The following is a 17,426-nucleotide window of genomic DNA, read 5'->3' as shown; positions in this document are numbered from 1 at the left end:
TACGCACGACGCCCCCGCACCGGGTCACGGTGCGGGGGCGTCGTGCGTGCGCTGCCGGTGTCAGCGCTCCAGCTTGGTGATGTCGCGGACGGCGCCGCGGTCGGCGCTGGTGGCCATGGCCGCGTAGGCGCGCAGGGCCGTGGAGACCTTGCGCGTGCGGTCGCGCGGGGCGTAGACGCCGCCGAGGGCTTCGCGGCGGGCGGCCAGCTCCTCCTCGGACACCAGGAGTTCCATGGAGCGGTTGGGGATGTCGATCCGGATGCGGTCGCCGTCCTCGACCAGGGCGATGGTGCCGCCCGAGGCCGCCTCGGGTGAGGCGTGGCCGATGGACAGGCCCGACGTGCCGCCGGAGAAGCGGCCGTCGGTGACCAGGGCGCAGACCTTGCCGAGGCCGCGGCCCTTGAGGAAGGACGTGGGGTAGAGCATCTCCTGCATGCCGGGGCCGCCGCGCGGGCCCTCGTAGCGGATCACGACGACATCGCCGGGGTTGACCTGCTTGGCGAGGATCTTGTCGACGGCCTCTTCCTGCGACTCGCAGACGACGGCCGGCCCCTCGAAGGTCCAGATCGACTCGTCCACGCCCGCGGTCTTCACGACCGCGCCGTCCAGGGCGAGGTTGCCGCGCAGCACGGCCAGGCCGCCGTCGGCGGAGTAGGCGTGCGCGACGTCGCGGATGCAGCCGCCCGCGGCGTCGGTGTCCAGGGTGTCCCACCGCTCGGACTGCGAGAACGCCTCGGCGGAGCGCTTGCAGCCGGGCGCCGCGTGCCACAGCTCGACGGCCTCGTCGGAGGCGGAGCCGCCGCGCACGTCCCAGGCGTCGAGCCACTCCTTGATGGAGGGCGAGTGGACGGTGTGCACGTCCTCGTTGAGCAGCCCGCCGCGGTACAGCTCGCCGAGGATGGCGGGGATGCCGCCGGCCCGGTGGATGTCCTCCATGTAGTACGTGCCGCCGGGCGCCACGTTCGGCGCGACCTTGGCCAGGCAGGGGACGCGGCGCGAGACGGCGTTGATGTCGTCCAGGCCGTAGTCGAGCTCGGCTTCCTGGGCGGCGGCCAGCAGGTGCAGGATCGTGTTGGTGGAGCCGCCCATGGCGATGTCGAGCGCCATGGCGTTGTCGAAGGCGGCGCGGGTGGCGATGGCGCGCGGCAGCACGGACGCGTCGTCCTGCTCGTAGTGCCGCTTGGTCAGCTCCACGACGGTGCGGCCGGCGTTCTCGTACAGCGCCTTGCGGGCGGTGTGCGTGGCCAGGACCGAGCCGTTGCCGGGCAGCGCCAGGCCCATGGCCTCGGTGAGGCAGTTCATCGAGTTGGCGGTGAACATGCCGGAACAGGAGCCGCAGGTCGGGCAGGCGTTCTCCTCGATACGGAGGATGTCCTCGTCCGAGATGTTCTCGTTGACGGCGTCCGCGATGGCGTTGATCAGGTCCAGCTTGCGGACGGTGCCGTCGACCAGCGTCGCCTTGCCGGCCTCCATGGGGCCGCCGGAGACGAAGACGGTCGGGATGTTGAGGCGCAGCGCGGCCATCAGCATGCCCGGGGTGATCTTGTCGCAGTTGGAGATGCAGATCAGCGCGTCAGCGCAGTGCGCCTCGACCATGTACTCGACGGAGTCGGCGATCAGATCGCGGGACGGCAGGCTGTAGAGCATGCCGCCGTGGCCCATCGCGATGCCGTCGTCCACGGCGATCGTGTTGAACTCGCGCGGCACCGCGCCCGCCGCGAGGATCGCCTCGGAGACGATCCGGCCGACGGGCTGAAGGTGCGTGTGACCCGGTACGAACTCGGTGAAGCTGTTGGCGACCGCGATGATCGGCTTCCCGATGTCGCTGTTGGCGACGCCGGAGGCGCGCATCAGCGCGCGGGCGCCCGCCATGTTGCGGCCGTGGGTGACCGTACGTGACCTCAGCTCGGGCACGGTGTCCACTCCCTTGGGTTCACTTGGCTCGTACTGCTCCGTACTAGAGCATCGAGGGTACGCCCGTCGCCCAGGATCCGGACGTTCGGTCCGGTATGCGGGACGTGCGGTCCCATGGGGCTGTACGGGGGCGGGGTCCTACGGGTGGACGTCGGCGGCGGTGAGGTAGCGCTGGAGGACCGGGCCGACCATGGCGACGATGTCCTCGGGGTCGGCGGAGGCCATCGGCTCCACCCGCACGATGTACCGCAGCATGATGATCCCGACGAGCTGGGCGGCGGCGAGCTGCACGCGGAACTCGGCGTCGGGCACGTCGAGGCCCCCCGCGAGGCGGGCCAGGACGCGGCGGCTGACCAGGCCGCGGAAGACCGCGGCGGCCGTCTCGTTGGTGACCGCGGACCGGACGATGGCCAGCAGCGGCTCGCGCGAGACCGGGTTCTCCCAGATCCGCAGCATCAGCCGGGCCACCCGCTCGCCCATGCCGTCGACGCCGCCCGCCACGACGAGGTCGGGGATGTTCATGGCGGGCGCGAAGGACAGCTCGATGGCGGCGCCGAAGATCTGTTCCTTCGTGCCGAAGTAGTGGTGGACGAGGGCGGAGTCGACGCCCGCCGCCTTGCCGATCGAGCGGACGGAGGTCTTGTCGTAGCCGCGGGCGGAGAACTCCTCGCGGGCGGCGGCGAGGATACGGTCACGGGTCTCGGCGGTCCCGGCCTTGGTGCCCGCGGGACGGCCGCGGCGGCGGCCGGCCGGCTTGCCGGACTCCTGGGGGCCCTCGGATTCCTGGGGCTCGTCGGGTTCCGGGGAGCCGGGGGACGCCTTCGCCGTACTCACGCCGGACCACCGCCGACCGGCGCCGGTGTCGCGTAGTGCAGCCGGGTGAAGGCCAGCGCCTCCGCCAGGTCCGCCTCGCGCTCGGCCCTCGACATCGCCCGCCGGGTGGTCACCTCGACCACCACATGGCCGTCGTAGTCGCTCGCCGCCAGCGACGCCAACAGCTCCGCGCACGGCAGATTCCCGCGCCCCGGCACCAGGTGCTCGTCCTTGGCGGAGCCCGTGCTGTCGCCGAGGTGGACGTGCACCATCCGCTCGGCCATCCTCGCCATCAGCGCGAACGGCTCGGTACGGGAGGTCGCCGCGTGCGAGAAGTCCACGGTCAGGTGGCGGTAGTCGTCGTTGGTGACGTCCCAGTCGGGCGCGTACGCCTGCATTTCCCGGTCCCGGTAGCGCCACGGGTACATGTTCTCGACCGCGAACCGTACGTCCGTCTCGTCCGCCATCCGCCAGATCCCGGCGACGAAGTCCCTGGCGTAGCCGCGCTGCCAGCGGAACGGCGGGTGCACCACGACGGTCGAGGCGCCCAGCGTCTCGGCCGCCGCGCGGGCCCGCTGGAGCTTGACCCACGGGTCGGCGGACCAGACGCGCTGCGCGATCAGCAGGCACGGCGCGTGGACGGCCAGGATCGGCATCCGGTGGAAGTCCGACAGGCGGCGCAGCGCGTCCACGTCCTGGCTGATCGGGTCGGTCCACACCATCACCTCGACGCCGTCGTAGCCGAGGCGGGCGGCGATCTCGAAGGCGGTGGCGGTGGAGGCCGGGTAGACGGAGGCGGTGGACAGGACGATCTTCGACGTGCCGCCACGGGGCCCCGCGGCGGACCCCGCGGTCGGGGCGAGACGTTCCCGCGCGTGCTGCGCGCGCTGCCCCGTACGCCAATCGCGTCTCAGGGCGGCGTCCGTCGTCCGGCCGTCCGTCTTCCGACCCGCTGGTTCAGCCACGGGAAACAGCGTACGGCGGCGGCCGGGGCGGAAGGGGCAGGTGCCGGGGGGTGCGGAGGGACTGTCGCCGATCTCACGGCGGGGCGTGGCGGGCGCGGCGGACCGGCTCAGTCGCCCCAGCGGGCCAGGGCCGCCCCCGGTCCGGCGTCGTTCACCATCAGGTCGAGCTTGCGCAGGATGACGCCCTCGCGCAGGGCCCAGGGGCAGATCTCCAGCTCCTCGACGCCGAAGAGGTCCATCGCGGCGTCCGCGACCAGGGCGCCCGCCAGGAGCTGCCCGGCCCGGCCGACCGAGACGCCCGGCAGGGTGCTGCGCTGGGCCGCCGTCATCTCCGCGAGCCGCGGCACCCACTCCTCCAGCGCGCCGCGCCGCAGCCGGCGCTGGGCGTACAGGCCGTCGGCGGAGCGGGCCGCGCCCGCGAGCCTGGCGAGCTGCTTGAACGTCTTGGACGTGCCCACCGCGTGGTCGGGCCGGCCGAAGCGGGCGAAGTCCGGGACCGTACGGGCGATCTCGGCGCGTACGTGCCTACGCAGCGACCGTACGTCGTGGGCGGTCGGCGGGTCGCCCGGCAGCCACGCACCGGTCAGGCGTCCCGCGCCGAGCGGCAGGGACACGGCCGCGTCCGGGTACTCGTCCATGCCGTAGCCGACCTCAAGCGACCCGCCGCCGATGTCCAGCACCAGCAGCCGCCCGGCCGACCAGCCGAACCAGCGGCGTACGGCGAGGAACGTCAGCCGCGACTCGTCCTCGCCGGACAGGACGGTGAGGCGTACGCCCGTCTCCGCGTCCACCCGGGCCAGGACGGCCTCGCCGTTCGCCGCCTCCCGCACCGCGGAGGTCGCGAAGGACAGCACGTCCTCGGCGCCCTTGTCCTCCGCCACGCGCAGCGCGTCCGCGATCGTGGCGACCAGGCGGTCGACGCCGGCGTCGCTGATCGCGCCGTGCTCGTCGAGGAGTTCGGCCAGGCGCAGCTCCGCCTTGTGCGAGTACGCGGGGAGCGGGCGCGCGCCCGGGTGCGCGTCCACCACCAACAGGTGGACGGTGTTGGAACCCACGTCGAGCACTCCGAGTCGCATGGGCAAGACGCTAGCGCGCCGACGTGGGTGTCCGTTCCGCGGGCCGCGCGGGGCCGCGGGGCGGTGGCGCGTGGGCGATCCGCGACCCGTTGGCGACCATTCGGCGCATTCCGGTCTTACTCTTGGGCGCGTGGCGAAGGTGAAGGCCCTCAAGGCCAAGAAGAAGAGTGCAGGCACGGTCCGCGACGAGGTGGGGCTGGACTTCGCCCGCGCCTGGGTCGAATTCGCCGATCCGGCCGACGAGGAGCAGGTCTTCCGCTGCGACCTCACGTGGCTCACCTCGCGCTGGACGTGCGTCTTCGGCAGCGGCTGCCAGGGAATCGTGGCGGGGCGCGCGGACGACGGGTGCTGTTCGCTGGGCGCGCACTTCTCGGACGACGACGACGAGAAGCGGGTGGCCGGGCATGTGGCCAGGCTCACGCCGGAGACGTGGCAGTTCCACGCCGAGGGCGCCGACGGCGCGTGGGCGATGGAGAACGAGGAGGGCGAGCGGCAGACGCGTGTCGTGGACGGGGCGTGTGTCTTCTCCAACCGGGCCGGGTTCGCGGGCGGCCAGGGGTGCGCGCTGCACGCGCTGGCCCTGCGGGAGGGGCGCGAGCCGCTGGAGACGAAGCCGGACGTGTGCTGGCAGTTGCCGATCCGGCGGACTTTCGACTGGGTGGACCGGCCGGACGATTCGCGGGTGCTGGTCGTGTCGATCGGGGAGTACGACCGGCGGGGGTGGGGGCCGGGGGGCCACGACCTGCACTGGTGGTGCACGTCGGCGACGTCCGCGCACGGTGCCGGTGACCCGGTCTACGTGTCGTACCGCCCGGAGCTGACCGAACTCATGGGTCCCGACGCCTACGCCGTGCTCGCTGCGCTGTGCGAGTCCCGCCTGTCCACCCCCCACCTTCCTCTTCTGGCCCCCCACCCCGCCGACCCCGCTGCCCCCGCTTCCTAGGGCCCTCTTGTACGTGGGGGCGGCTGGGGGTTCGGTCCGGGTACCGTCCGGGCGCCCTCTTGTGCGTGGGGTCGGTCCCGGTACGGGGTACCTCCTCGAGCTGCGTGCTGCCTGCTCCCGCGGATCCGTCAACGCCCTGTCGGCACGCAAATCTGCGGGGGCACCCCGCACCGTCCCCTCCGGTACGTCGGCGCCCGACGGTCCGTGGGGGTGGATGGGGCCGGGCACGGGGGCTGCGGGGGTGTTGACGCCCCACGCTGTGATCAAAGGGGACGTGTTCGATGTTCGGGGGGGGAGGCGCTTTGCGGGGTGTCGTCAGCCGAGGTGGCGGAGGGTGTCGGAGATGGTGGACCGGAAGGTCTGGAGGGCGTGGAGGCCGGCGGTGTAGCGGTCCTGGTGGGCGGCGATGTCGGCGGTCTGCTGCTGGGCGCGTACGGCGTGCAGGAGTTGGGCGGTGTGGTGGCGGCGCTGGCAGGTGACGTCGGCGACGGCGGTGCGCCGCTCGGTCGGGGTGTGCGTGGTGTTGCCGTCGCTGCCGCGATGCCACGCCTTGTCCCCGAAGGCCGCGAGCGGGTCGGAGTAGCGGGCGAACCCCTGGCCGGCCACGCAGCGGGACCACGCGTCCCAGGCCGCGAGCAAGCGGGGATCGCGTTTGACGGCCTTGTCGATCTCGACCGAGCGCGTGCTCGCGTAGAGCCAGTCCCGCTTGACGTCGATCCCGCGCATCAGCCGCCGGTTCGCCTCCACGTTGCAGGCCGGAAAGTCCGCGTACTCGGCCTGGGTCATCCGACGGCCCTGCGGCAGCGTGGGAGTGGACTTCGCCGGGTCCCATCCGTAGCCCCAGCGGCTCGCGTTGGCCATGTCGAGTGCGCCGTAGCCAGTGCTGACCGCGGTGAGCACGGTGGGGTCGACGGGGTAGCGCGGATCGAGCGGAAAGTCCGCGTGCCCGCGTTTCGCCATGCACTGCCGGACCAGCAACGCCGTTGCCCGCTTCTCCCGTTGATAGTCCTCGGGCGTGTAGTTATAACGATCCGCCGGAAGCGGCCCAAGCCCCACCGTCGCACGGACCGCCTCCGCCCGCTCCGGCCCCGAGGCACCCACCCCCGCCAGCACCGCCACCCCCACCACGGCCCCAAGCCGCCACCCCCGCGTCCCCATGCCCCCGGATGCTAGCCCCCGCCCCACCCGAGCCCACCCACCCCCCTCCGCCCCCCACCGGCCCGTCGGCCGCCGACGCACCCGAGCCCACCCACCCCCTCCCCCCCTCAGCCACAGCGGACAGGCGGACGCCGACGTACCCAAGCCCACCCACCCCCCTCCCCGGCCACCCCCACCGGACAGGCGGACGCCGACGGGCGAGGAGGGGACGGGCCGGGGTGCCCCCGCAGGGGGACGAACAGACAAGGGCTGGACGTTTTCGAAGTGGCCGCACGTTCGTCGCCCGAGGAGGTGCCCCGGACCGGCACCGACCCAGGCACAAGCGGCACCCGCAGACGAAAAAGCACCCGCACGGGTGGGCGGGCGGGAAAAATAAGCAAGATGAGGACACATGCGGTGATCGCCTCGCCCGTAGGCGACCTGACAGTGGTCCGCGAGGGCCCCGCCCTCGTAGGGCTCTACTTCGAGGGCCACAAACGAAGGCCCAACGAAACCACCTTCGGCGAACGCGCCGACGAATCCTTCGACGACGTACGCCACCAGCTCAAGGAATACTTCGCCGGAACCCGGCACACCTTCGACCTCGAACTGACCCCGGAGGGCAACGAGTTCCAGCGCCGCGTCTGGACCCTGCTGACCCGCATCCCGTACGGAGAAACCCGCTCCTACGGCGACCTCGCCCGCCAGCTCGGCGACATCTCCCTCTCCCAGGCCGTCGGCGCCGCGAACGGCCTGAACCCGTTGTCGGTGATCGTCCCGTGCCACCGCGTGGTGGCGGCCGACGGAAACCTGCGCGGCTACGCGGGCGGCCTCGCCCGCAAGCGGTACCTGCTGGAACTGGAGGAGCCCGACGCCGCCTCGGCGGACCGCCTCTTCTGAAGCGGACCGCAGTTCCGCGGCGAACCGCACTTCCGAAGCGAACCGCACCTCCGAAGCGGACCGCAGGTCCAAAAGCCCCCCGCGAAAGCCACCTCACGTTTCGGCGCCCCCACGCGTTTACCCCATGTGAGCAAGCCACTGTTCGAACAGATCGTGACCGACCACGGGCCGATGGTGCTCCGGGTGGTCCGGGCCGTCGTGGGCCCGCACGACGCGCAGGACGCGTGGTCGGAGACCTTCCTGGCCGCGCTGCGGGCGTACCCGGAGCTGCCCGCGGACGCGAACGTCGAGGCGTGGCTGGTGACCATCGCGCACCGCAAGGCCGTCGACATCACGCGGGACAACGCGCGCCGCGCGACACCGCTGGCGGAGCTGCCCGAGCGGGCGAGCCGCACCGGGCGGCCCGAGGACTGGGACCCGGATCTGTGGACGGCGCTGAAGGCGCTGCCGGAGCGGCAGCGGCAGACGGTCGCGTACCACTACCTGGCGGGCCTGCCGTACAAGGACATCGCCGCCGTGACGGGCGGCAGCCCGGACGCGGCGCGCAGGGCCGCCGCCGACGGGGTGAAGGCCCTGCGCCGCAGCTATCCGCGGGACACCGCGGGAGGAGGAGACCCCTCATGAAGGACGCGAACGACACGAACGACACGAACGACACGCAGGACGTGCGGGACGTGCGGGACACGAACGACTCGGCCGCCCAGCTCCTGGAAGCCCTCGCCGCGCAGGACGACGCGACGATGGACCGGCTCCACGAGCGCCTGGCGGCGGAAGCCGGGCAAGCCGGGCTGCTGGACGTCGCGTACCGGACGCTGGACAGCCCGGTGGGCCCGCTGCTGCTGGCGGCGACCGAGAAGGGCCTGGTGCGCGTGGCGTTCGCCGTGCAGGACCACGCGGCGGTGCTCCAGCAGCTCGCGGACACCATCAGCCCGCGGGTGCTGCGCGCCCCGCGGCGGCTGGACGCGGTGAGCCGCCAGCTCGACGAGTACTTCACCGGGCAGCGCCGCGGCTTCGAAGTCCCCCTGGACTGGCGGCTGTCGAAGGGCTTCAGGCGCGAGGTGCTGACGCACCTGCCGGACATCGCGTACGGCAGGACGGCGAGTTACGCGCAGGTGGCGGCGGCGGCGGGCAGTCCGCGGGCGGTCCGCGCGGTGGGTACGGCGTGCGCGCTCAACCCGCTGCCGCTGGTGGTGCCGTGCCACCGGGTGGTGCGCTCGGACGGTTCGGCCGGGCAGTACGCGGGCGGCGCCGACGCCAAGCACCTGCTGCTGGAGCTGGAGACGGCCGCCTGAGGCGGGCGTGACGTCCCGCGTCAACGGCCGTACCGACCAAGGCCGTTACGGCAGCACCCCGTCCTCCGTCCGCAGCAGCCGCAGAAACGCCTTCAGACCGGCGATGATCTCGGTGTTGTCGGTCAGCCGGTTCACCGTCGCCTCGAACTCCCGCGCCAGCGCGGCGATCCGGCGGTCGGTCCCGTCGGCCCGCGCGTAGACGGACAGGCCCAACGCGTCGACCGCGGACCGGAGTTCGCCGAGCGCGTGGTACTGCTCCTCGGCCTTGCCCTCCAGGACCTTGGCGCCGCTCTCGACGCGGGTGACGGTGGCGCGCAGGGCGAGGACGTCGTCGCGCGGGTAGGTGACGTCCTTCAGGAGGGTGCCGAGGCGGCGCCGCAGCGCCGCGAACCAGGCGCCCGCGGGCCGGAAGACGGTGCTCAGCAGGAAGAATCCGGCGAGCCAGTAACCGGCGGCGCGGCCGGTCGCCGCGGCGACGGCGACCGCGAGGGCGGCCGTGACGAGGTGTCCCGCGAGGGCGACGCGCAGCATCAGGCGGGCGATCCGCCCGGCCTCGGTGTCGCGTTCCGGGGAGACGGTCAGGCCCTTTTCGCGGCTGGTCCGGATCTCGGCGAGGACGGCGTGGGCGCGGAAGTAGAGGTTCCACGGCACGGTCAGCAGAAGGAGCAGCCAGAGCAGGCCGAGCAGGCCCGCGGCGGTGCCGAGGACGGTGGACAGTGGTGCGCCGACGGCGTGGACGACGGCGAGTGTTCCGACGGTGACGAGGGTGACCACGACCGTGCCGGTGAATTTCCCCATGCCGCTCATCGTCCCGCCGCGCGGGCGGCCCGGCATGAGTACGGCTACTCAGGAGTAACACCCTTTCGCCGTACGGCTATCCGGCCGGGCTCGGCGACTCCGGCGCGGTGCTGGGGGCGTCGGTCGTGGGCGGCGCGGTCGTCGGCGGAGGTGTCGTCGGGGGCGGGGTGGTGGGCGGCGGGGTCGTCGGCGGAGGCGTGGTCGGCGGGGGCGTCGTCGGGGAGGACGAGGACGGCGGCGGGGTGGTCGGGGAGTCGGAGGCGGGCGGCGGCACATTGCGGGTGGAGGAGCCGCGCAGGATCACGGTCGCGTGCGCCGGGGAGAAGGCGATGCGGGCGGTCCAGGAGCCGGAGGGCTCCAGGGCGTGGTCGACGCTCAGGGTGAGAGTGACCGATTCTCCGGGCCGCAGGTCGCCCGAGGTCGCGGAGAGCCGGATCCAGAACGCGGCGGTGTCGGCCGTCCAGTGCACGGGGGCCGCGCCGCGCGCGGTCAGGGTGACGGTGGTGCCGCTGGCGGTGACGGTGAGCGTACTGCCGCCGGGGGACGCCGAGCCGGCGGCCGTGGGGTCGGTCGAGACGGTCGTGGTGAGGACCGGCGCCGGGGTGTCCGTACCGCCGGAGTGCTGGGGGTCGGGGGCCTGCCGGGAGCTGCCCGCCTCCTGGTACGGGTCGCCGTTGAGACCGTCGGGCTCGCTGGCGGCGCGGTCCGTGCCGGGCGCGTCGGCGCCGAGCGGCGCCGCGTGATAGGCGGCCCACAGGGCGAGTACGGGCGCGGCGACGACGGCCGCGACGACCGTACTGGTGACGGCCCGGTGCCTGAGCTGCGCGCGGCGGGCGGCGCGGTCCTTGAGGTCCATGGGGAAGCCGCGCCGGTCGAAGCGCGGGGTGGCGTCGCGGGAGCGCCCGGCCCCGGCGTCCATGGCGTGCAGCAGGGCGGCGTACGCGGCCGAGCGCGGCGCCTCGATGAGGGCGAGGACGGCGGTGGACCCGGCCCCCGGAGCGCCCGGTACGCCCGAGGCCCCCGGCCAGGGCCCCGCGGCGACGACGCGTTCCGCCGTACGCCTGCACACCGGGCAGTCGTCGACGTGCCTGACGAGTTCGGTGCGCAGCGCCGTACCGAGCAACACCTTGGTCTCGCCCGCGATCTGGGCGAGGGCGGCGCAGTTGCCGGTGTCCACGACGGACAGCGCGGTGCGGGTCCGCTCCACCTCGCAGGCGGCGCGGGCGAGCAGGCCGCGCGCGGTGTCGGCGTCGATGCCGAGGACGGCGGCGACTTCGTGCGGCGGGAGTTGGTGGCGGACCGCCAACTCCAGGGCCTCGCGCTGCTCGGGCGTGGTGCCGGCGGCCTCGGGCCAGGCGAGCGCGGCGAGTTGGGCGTGCCGCTGCTCGGCGACGGCGACCGACGTGCTCGGCGGCTCCGGCGGCCCGGCGGCGAGCCGGCGCAGGCAGGTCCAGCGGGCGAGCGCGTACAGCCAGGGGCGGAGCAGCTTCGGGTCGCGCAGATGGCCGCGCTGCCGTTCGGCGAGCGCCAGCACCTCGCCGAGCGCCCCGGCCGCCGCGTCGTGCTCGCACAGGATCGACAGGCAGTACGTGAACAGGCCGTCCAGATACGGCTCGTAGTGCGCGGGCGGCTGCATGGGGAGCGTGCCGTGCGGGCGTTGACGGTCGTGCGCCTTGTGCGTCGCTTCCCGGCGGACGTCCTTGCGGCCGTCCTTGCGGCCGTCCTTGCGCGACGGCTCCTTGCGGGCGGCCTTGCGCGCGTCGCCGCGGGCCTCCTTGCGGGACACGCGCGCTCCCTCCACGCGCGCTCCCTCCGGACGCGGCGCCTCGGTGCGCGGCGCCTCGCCGCCCGGCGTGTCCTTGCGGGCGGCCCGGCCGGCCGGCGCGCGGTGCTTGCGGTGTGCGCCGGTCGTCTGGTTCTGGGTGGGGGTCTCCTGCCTGCTCATCACCGGGCGACGGTAGGCCCGGTACGGCCCCCGGTTCAGCTCTCCTGGCGTGCATTAATCCTTATGGGTAGTGATGCTGCCCAAAAGGGGACAGCTCCGTCATTCTTACGAGTGAACGCACGTGCGCGCGCTCGATGTCCGCGCCGCACGCCCCCTTGAGCGCCCCCGGCAGCCGCAGGGGCCGGTCCGGCCGCCTTGTCGGACCCTCCCGCTACGGTGGGCGGCATGGCTGCCCGTAAGACCGTCTCGAAGGACCGTCCCTCCTACCGCTGCACCGAGTGCGGGTGGACGGCGCTGAAGTGGCTGGGCCGCTGCGGCGAGTGCCAGGCGTGGGGGACGGTGGAGGAGTTCGGCGCCGCGCCCGCCGTACGGACCACCGCGCCCGGCCGGGTGACGACGGCGGCGCGGCCGATCGGCCAGGTCGACGGGCGGCAGGCGACCGCGCGCTCCACGGGCGTGCCGGAGCTGGACCGCGTGCTCGGCGGCGGCCTGGTGCCCGGCGCCGTCGTCCTGCTCGCGGGCGAGCCCGGCGTCGGCAAGTCCACGCTGCTGCTCGACGTGGCGGCGAAGGCGTCCAGCGCGCAGGGCGCGACGCTGTACGTGACCGGTGAGGAGTCCGCCTCGCAGGTACGGCTGCGCGCGGACCGGATCGGCGCGCTCGCCGACCATCTGTATCTGGCCGCGGAGACGGATCTTTCGGCCGTTCTCGGTCACCTGGACGACGTGAAGCCGGCGCTGCTGGTGCTGGACTCCGTGCAGACCGTCGCGTCGGCCGAACTGGACGGCGCGCCCGGCGGCACCGCGCAGATCCGCGAGGTCGCGGGCGCGCTGATCCGGGCGTCGAAGGACCGCGGGATGTCGACCATCCTGGTCGGACACGTCACCAAGGACGGCTCGATCGCGGGCCCGCGGCTGCTGGAGCACCTGGTCGACGTGGTGCTCAGCTTCGAGGGCGACCGGCACGCGCGGCTGCGGCTGATCCGCGGCATCAAGAACCGTTACGGCGCCACGGACGAGGTCGGCTGCTTCGAACTGCACGACGAGGGCATCACCGGCCTGGCCGATCCGTCCGGCCTCTTCCTCACCCGGCGCGACGAGCCGGTGCCCGGCACCTGCCTGACCGTGACCCTGGAGGGCCGCCGCCCGTTGGTCGCCGAGGTGCAGGCGCTGACCGTCGACACCCAGATCCCCTCGCCGCGCCGCACCACCTCGGGTCTGGAGAACTCGCGCGTGTCGATGATGCTCGCGGTGCTCGAACAGCGCGGCCGGATCAAGGCCATCGGCAAGCAGGACATCTACACCGCGACCGTGGGCGGCGTGAAGCTCACCGAGCCCGCCGCCGACCTCGCGGTGGCGCTCGCGCTGGCCAGCGCCGCCATCGACACCCCGCTGCCGAAGAACCTGGTGGCGATCGGCGAGGTGGGCCTGGCCGGTGAGGTCAGGCGCGTCACCGGCGTGCAGCGCCGCCTGTCGGAGGCGGCCCGGCTCGGCTTCACCCACGCCCTGGTACCGCCGGACCCCGGCAAGATCCCGGCGGGCATGAAGGTGGTGGAGGTCGCGGACATAGGGGACGCGCTGCGGGCCCTGCCGAAGCGGACCGCACGGTCGTAGCGCCACGGCGTACGCCGGTACGGCCGCGGACGCCGGTGCCCGTACGGCCGTGCAGACGTCCGCGTTCGTACGGCCGTACGGCTGCCCGGCTGCCCGGCCGTACGGCCGCGGGCGCCCGGCTCGCGGGCACGGGGGAACACCCCGCACCCCTTCCCGGAGAACGCCCGGCTCGCGGTTCCGGGGAACACCCGGCACCCGTTCGGGTTGCGCGCGGCGTACAGTCACGGAAGGCCCGGCACACGGTCGTGCGGGGCCTCGCGCGCGCTCCCGGGAGAGCCCGCGCGCCGTCGCGGGACCCCCGTAGGACCGTCGTGGGACCCCGGTAGGAGCCGTCCGGCCCGCGCCGCGCCCCCCGGAAGCCGTAAACTTTGCCCTGGTCTCGCCCATTGGGCATCCGTAGCGACCGGAGGATTGCAGAGTGGCAGCCAATGACCGGGCAGGGGGCCCTCCCCCGGCCCGAAGGGCATCGGGCGACTCCCCCGGCAGGTCCGGCGGGGTTTTCGGCGCCGACGCCGGGCTGATGCGCGCCTCTTTGAGCGCCGTCGCACCCGGCACCTCGCTCCGTGACGGCCTGGAGCGCATCCTGCGCGGCAACACCGGCGGCCTCATCGTGCTGGGCATGGACAAGACCGTGGAGTCACTGTGCTCCGGCGGCTTCGTGATGGACGTGGAGTTCACCGCGACCCGGCTGCGCGAGCTGTGCAAGCTGGACGGCGCGCTGGTCCTCGACAAGGACATGACGAAGATCCTGCGCGCGGGCGTGCAGCTCGTCCCCGATCCGACCATCCCCACCGAGGAGACCGGCACCCGGCACCGCACCGCCGACCGGGTCAGCAAGCAGGTCGGCTTCCCGGTCGTCTCGGTCAGCCAGTCGATGCGGCTGATCGCGCTCTACGTGGACGGGCAGCGCCGCGTCCTGGAGGACTCCGCCGCGATCCTCTCCCGCGCCAACCAGGCGCTGGCCACGCTCGAACGGTACAAGCTGCGCCTCGACGAGGTCGCGGGCACGCTGTCCGCGCTGGAGATCGAGGACCTGGTGACGGTGCGCGATGTCACCGCCGTCGCCCAGCGCCTGGAGATGGTCCGCCGGATCGCCACCGAAATCGCCGAGTACGTCATCGAGTTGGGCACTGACGGACGGCTTCTCGCCCTGCAACTGGACGAGTTGATCGCGGGCGTCGAGCCCGAGCGCGAACTGGTCGCCCGCGACTACGTGCCGGAGCCGACCGCCAAGCGCAGCCGTACGGTCAACGAGGCGATGGCCGAACTCGACTCGCTGCCGCAGAGCGAACTCATCGAACTCACCACCGTGGCACGGGCCCTGGGCTACACCGGCTCCCCCGAATCCCTCGACTCCGCCGTCTCGCCGCGCGGTTACCGGCTCCTCGCCAAGGTGCCCCGGCTGCCCAACACCGTCATCGAGCGCCTGGTCGAGCACTTCGGCGGCCTCCAGAAGCTGCTCGCCGCGAGCGTCGACGACCTCCAGACGGTCGACGGCGTCGGCGAGGCCCGCGCCCGCTCCGTCCGCGAGGGCCTCTCCCGCCTCGCCGAGTCGTCCATCCTGGAGCGGTACGTCTAGACGTACCGCTGGAGGCGGCTGCCTCGGGGACCGGAAGCGCCCCGACCTCGTCCGCCGCCCACACGAAGCGGCGGGCCGGGGACGGCCGGGGGGCCGGGCCCCCCGGGGCTAGTCCTGGGAGAGGACGAAGGAGACCTGCTTGGCGCCGTAGCCGGAGAGCCGGGCCTGGATCAGGTAGGTGCCGGGCGCGGCAGCGCTCCCCTTGGGGGTCGCGCACTTCGGGGAGCTGGTCTTGGCGTTCCACCGGAGCGTGTACGTCGTGGAGCCGTGGGCGGGCACCTGGAGGAGGTAGGAGCCGCTGCCCGCGGTGGGGCAGTCGTCGGAGGCCCAGGTGTGGGCGTTGCCCGCGGTCGAGGTGATCGTGAAGACGGCCTTGGCGGGGCCGAAGTCGACCTTGCAGGAGACGGATCCGGAATTCGCGGCGCGCAGCTCGAAGACGGGGGTCTCGTCCGGCGAGTAGGAGTTCTGGACGCTGCGCAGCGAGAGCTGGACGCTGCCGGGCGAGCAGTCGGGGAGCGTGGAGCCGGCGGGCAGTTGACCGCCCGAGCCGCCGTTGCCCGAGCCGCCGCTGGTGGCGACACCGCCGGAGGCCGCGCCGCCGGACGACGAGGTGCCCGCCGTACCCGACGTACCGCCGTCGTTGCCGCCCGAGGAACCGGCACCGGCCGAACTTCCGTCCGTGGCACCGCCGTTGGAGCCGCCATTCGAGCCGCCGTCGGAGCCGGAGGAGCCCGCGGAGGAACCGGAGGAGCCGCCGCTGTCGCCGCCCGAGGTGTCGCGGCCACCGGGGCGCCCGGTGATGTGCGTACCGGTCGGCTCGGGGCCCGGCGTGATCGTGCCGACCGGCGTGTGGGTGCCCGAGGAGCCGTTGTTGCCGCTACCTCCGCCCCCGCCGGTCGAGTTGACCAGCCAGAAGATCAGCAGGGCGACGAGCGCGAGCACACACAGCGCAACGGCCCGCCGCCGCCAGTAGATGGTCGACGGCAGAGGTCCGACGGGATTGCGCATTGAGCCCACACCCGAACTCTAGGGGAGATCACCCGCGCCTCGCCGCAACACCCGCCGCTCGGCGCCCGGTCTTTGCCGATCATCACGTTTAAGGGGACGGCCGGTCGCTGTCAGTGGCCTGTGCGAGGATCGGGAGGACATGAGCACCGACATCCGCGACGCTTCCGTCAGCACCTCAGCCCGCACGTCCCCGGCCGCCCCCGCGGGTTCGGCGGTCCCCCCGGCTCCCCCGGCCGCCGTCACCGAACTGCACGACCTGGTGATCGACTGGTTCGGCGAGCACGCCCGCGATCTGCCCTGGCGGCGGCCGGACGCGGGCGCGTGGTCGGTGATGGTCAGTGAGTTCATGCTCCAGCAGACGCCGGTCGTCCGGGTGCTGCCGGTGCACCAGGAGTGGCTGGCCCGCTGGCCCCGCCCGGCCGACCTCGCGGCGGAGTCGCCCGGCGAGGCGGTACGCGCCTGGGGGCGGCTCGGCTATCCGCGCCGCGCGCTGCGGCTGCACGCGGCGGCCACCGCCATAGCGGCCCAGCACGACGGCGAAGTCCCCGAGGACCACGGCCAGTTGCTGGCCCTGCCCGGTGTCGGGGAGTACACGGCGGCGGCCGTCGCGTCCTTCGCGTACGGGCGGCGGCACATCGTGCTCGACACCAATGTGCGGCGGGTCTTCGCCCGCGCGGTGACCGGCACCGCGTATCCGCCGAACGCGACGACGGCCGCCGAGCGGCGGACCGCCCAGACGCTCCTCCCGGCCGAGGAGCCGGTCGCGGCGCGGTGGGCGGCGGCCACCATGGAGCTGGGCGCGCTGGTGTGCACCGCCCGCTCCCCCGAGTGCGGGCGCTGCCCGATCGCGGCGCGCTGCGTCTGGCGGCTGGCCGGTTCGCCCGCGCACGACGGGCCGCCGCGCCGGGGCCAGACGTACGCCGGGACCGACCGGCAGGTACGCGGCCGGCTGCTGGCCGTCCTGCGCGCCTCCACCGCTCCCGTACCGCAGGCCGCGCTCGACGCCGTGTGGCACGAGCCGGTGCAGCGGGCCCGGGCGCTGGACGGCCTGGTCGAGGACGGCCTGGTCGAGCCGCTGGCGGACGGCGTGTACCGGCTGCCGGGCTAGGGCGTACCCGCCACCGCCGTATCCGCCGCAGCGCCGTATCTGTCACCGCGCCGCATCCGCCACCGCGCGGTATCCGCCACCGCGCGGCATCCGCTTCAGCGCGGCATCCGTCACAGCGCCGTAACCGTCACAGCTCTCCGCCGGGCAAGGTCTCCGGATGATCCGGGCCCGGCGGTGCCGCGCGCCCTCCCCCGGCGGTTCCGCGTGCCCGCCCCGTACCCACTCCCACCTCGGCTTTCGTGGGCCGCGCCCCCTGTGACGCCTGACTTCTCGGGTCCGCAAATGCCCGTTTCATCGCAGAATGCGCCTATTCATGGCCATTCACGGCTTGCATTCC

Annotated in this window: 15 protein-coding genes; 7 read left to right on the top strand and 8 right to left on the bottom strand. The window is 73.6% G+C overall.

Translation table 11 applies throughout. The annotated features are described in order from the left end of the window. Positions 1-60 precede the first annotated feature (60 nt). The 4 genes from ilvD to ACIP4Z_RS32160 form a co-directional block, all read right to left on the bottom strand. Positions 61-1,914 carry a dihydroxy-acid dehydratase gene (gene ilvD, locus ACIP4Z_RS32175; RefSeq protein WP_391049609.1) on the bottom strand — a complete coding sequence of 618 codons (1,854 nt, stop codon included), beginning with the start codon at positions 1,912-1,914 and terminating at the stop codon, positions 61-63. A 138-nt stretch (positions 1,915-2,052) separates the two neighbouring features. Continuing rightward, positions 2,053-2,748 carry a TetR family transcriptional regulator gene (locus ACIP4Z_RS32170; protein WP_401313848.1) on the bottom strand — a complete coding sequence of 232 codons (696 nt, stop codon included), beginning with the start codon at positions 2,746-2,748 and terminating at the stop codon, positions 2,053-2,055. Further along, entirely contained in the window at positions 2,745-3,539 is a 795-nt protein-coding gene (locus tag ACIP4Z_RS32165) for a sugar phosphate isomerase/epimerase family protein (protein WP_401313877.1), read from the bottom strand. Before ACIP4Z_RS32165 ends, ACIP4Z_RS32170 begins: the two co-directional genes overlap by 4 nt. A gap of 260 nt (positions 3,540-3,799) precedes the next feature. Continuing rightward, positions 3,800-4,768: a Ppx/GppA family phosphatase gene (locus ACIP4Z_RS32160; RefSeq protein WP_401313846.1), complete on the bottom strand. Its 969-nt coding sequence runs from the start codon at positions 4,766-4,768 to the stop codon at positions 3,800-3,802. A 130-nt stretch (positions 4,769-4,898) separates the two neighbouring features. Here ACIP4Z_RS32160 and ACIP4Z_RS32155 point away from each other — a divergent pair, with 130 nt between their 5' ends. After that, positions 4,899-5,711: a hypothetical protein gene (locus ACIP4Z_RS32155; protein ID WP_391164077.1), complete on the top strand. Its 813-nt coding sequence runs from the start codon at positions 4,899-4,901 to the stop codon at positions 5,709-5,711. A 315-nt stretch (positions 5,712-6,026) separates the two neighbouring features. On the opposite strand, the gene ACIP4Z_RS32150 is transcribed toward ACIP4Z_RS32155, so the two are convergent. After that, a complete protein-coding gene (locus ACIP4Z_RS32150; RefSeq protein WP_401313844.1) occupies positions 6,027-6,671 on the bottom strand; it encodes a hypothetical protein in 645 nt (214 codons plus the stop codon). A gap of 579 nt (positions 6,672-7,250) precedes the next feature. On the opposite strand from ACIP4Z_RS32150, the gene ACIP4Z_RS32145 reads away from it, so the two are divergent. The 3 genes from ACIP4Z_RS32145 (at position 7,251) to ACIP4Z_RS32135 (ending at position 9,040) form a co-directional block, all read left to right on the top strand. Next, positions 7,251-7,748: a methylated-DNA--[protein]-cysteine S-methyltransferase gene (locus ACIP4Z_RS32145; protein ID WP_401313842.1), complete on the top strand. Its 498-nt coding sequence runs from the start codon at positions 7,251-7,253 to the stop codon at positions 7,746-7,748. A 126-nt stretch (positions 7,749-7,874) separates the two neighbouring features. Next, positions 7,875-8,372, top strand: coding sequence for an RNA polymerase sigma factor (locus ACIP4Z_RS32140; RefSeq protein ID WP_401313840.1), 498 nt, complete (start codon positions 7,875-7,877; stop codon positions 8,370-8,372). Next, complete coding sequence (locus tag ACIP4Z_RS32135) at positions 8,369-9,040, top strand: methylated-DNA--[protein]-cysteine S-methyltransferase (protein WP_401313838.1); 672 nt, start codon at positions 8,369-8,371, stop codon at positions 9,038-9,040. The genes ACIP4Z_RS32140 and ACIP4Z_RS32135 overlap by 4 nt, the downstream gene beginning before the upstream one ends. A gap of 45 nt (positions 9,041-9,085) precedes the next feature. Here the strand turns inward: ACIP4Z_RS32135 and ACIP4Z_RS32130 are convergent, their stop codons facing one another. Then, the gene (locus tag ACIP4Z_RS32130) at positions 9,086-9,838 is read right to left on the bottom strand and encodes a hypothetical protein (protein WP_355342312.1); all 753 of its coding nucleotides are present in this window, start codon (positions 9,836-9,838) and stop codon (positions 9,086-9,088) included. 76 nt (positions 9,839-9,914) lie between these two features. Continuing rightward, positions 9,915-11,783: a hypothetical protein gene (locus ACIP4Z_RS32125; RefSeq protein ID WP_401313836.1), complete on the bottom strand. Its 1,869-nt coding sequence runs from the start codon at positions 11,781-11,783 to the stop codon at positions 9,915-9,917. Between the two features lie 225 nt (positions 11,784-12,008). Here ACIP4Z_RS32125 and radA point away from each other — a divergent pair, with 225 nt between their 5' ends. Both radA and disA read left to right on the top strand, forming a co-directional pair. Beyond that, on the top strand, positions 12,009-13,394 hold the full coding sequence (gene radA / locus ACIP4Z_RS32120; protein WP_355342306.1) for a DNA repair protein RadA: 1,386 nt from the start codon (positions 12,009-12,011) through the stop codon (positions 13,392-13,394). Between the two features lie 418 nt (positions 13,395-13,812). After that, positions 13,813-14,973 (top strand): DNA integrity scanning diadenylate cyclase DisA, encoded by a 1,161-nt coding sequence (gene disA, locus ACIP4Z_RS32115; protein WP_391049623.1) that lies wholly within the window; start codon positions 13,813-13,815, stop codon positions 14,971-14,973. A 108-nt stretch (positions 14,974-15,081) separates the two neighbouring features. On the opposite strand, the gene ACIP4Z_RS32110 is transcribed toward disA, so the two are convergent. After that, positions 15,082-15,981 (bottom strand): hypothetical protein, encoded by a 900-nt coding sequence (locus ACIP4Z_RS32110; RefSeq protein WP_391049625.1) that lies wholly within the window; start codon positions 15,979-15,981, stop codon positions 15,082-15,084. 139 nt (positions 15,982-16,120) lie between these two features. On the opposite strand from ACIP4Z_RS32110, the gene ACIP4Z_RS32105 reads away from it, so the two are divergent. Further along, positions 16,121-17,089 (top strand): A/G-specific adenine glycosylase, encoded by a 969-nt coding sequence (locus tag ACIP4Z_RS32105; protein ID WP_401313833.1) that lies wholly within the window; start codon positions 16,121-16,123, stop codon positions 17,087-17,089. Positions 17,090-17,426 lie beyond the last annotated feature (337 nt).

This window comes from Streptomyces sp. NPDC088910, from assembly GCF_044749865.1.
GTDB lineage: Bacteria > Actinomycetota > Actinomycetes > Streptomycetales > Streptomycetaceae > Actinacidiphila.
The sequence above is the reverse complement of the archived record's forward strand: the minus strand, read 5'-3'. Positions and strand labels throughout refer to the sequence as shown.

What these genes read in the sequence shown, in the direction of transcription:
- ACIP4Z_RS32145 (WP_401313842.1), top strand. Translation starts at nt 7,251, where the DNA reads ATGAGGACACATGCGGTGATCGCCTCGCCCGTAGGCGACCTGACAGTG.
- ACIP4Z_RS32105 (WP_401313833.1), top strand. Translation starts at nt 16,121, where the DNA reads ATGAGCACCGACATCCGCGACGCTTCCGTCAGCACCTCAGCCCGCACG.
- ACIP4Z_RS32125 (WP_401313836.1), bottom strand. Translation starts at nt 11,783, where the DNA reads ATGAGCAGGCAGGAGACCCCCACCCAGAACCAGACGACCGGCGCACAC.
- radA (WP_355342306.1), top strand. Translation starts at nt 12,009, where the DNA reads ATGGCTGCCCGTAAGACCGTCTCGAAGGACCGTCCCTCCTACCGCTGC.
- ACIP4Z_RS32130 (WP_355342312.1), bottom strand. Translation starts at nt 9,838, where the DNA reads ATGGGGAAATTCACCGGCACGGTCGTGGTCACCCTCGTCACCGTCGGA.
- ACIP4Z_RS32110 (WP_391049625.1), bottom strand. Translation starts at nt 15,981, where the DNA reads ATGCGCAATCCCGTCGGACCTCTGCCGTCGACCATCTACTGGCGGCGG.
- ACIP4Z_RS32160 (WP_401313846.1), bottom strand. Translation starts at nt 4,768, where the DNA reads ATGCGACTCGGAGTGCTCGACGTGGGTTCCAACACCGTCCACCTGTTG.
- ACIP4Z_RS32135 (WP_401313838.1), top strand. Translation starts at nt 8,369, where the DNA reads ATGAAGGACGCGAACGACACGAACGACACGAACGACACGCAGGACGTG.
- ACIP4Z_RS32150 (WP_401313844.1), bottom strand. Translation starts at nt 6,671, where the DNA reads ATGGCGAAACGCGGGCACGCGGACTTTCCGCTCGATCCGCGCTACCCC.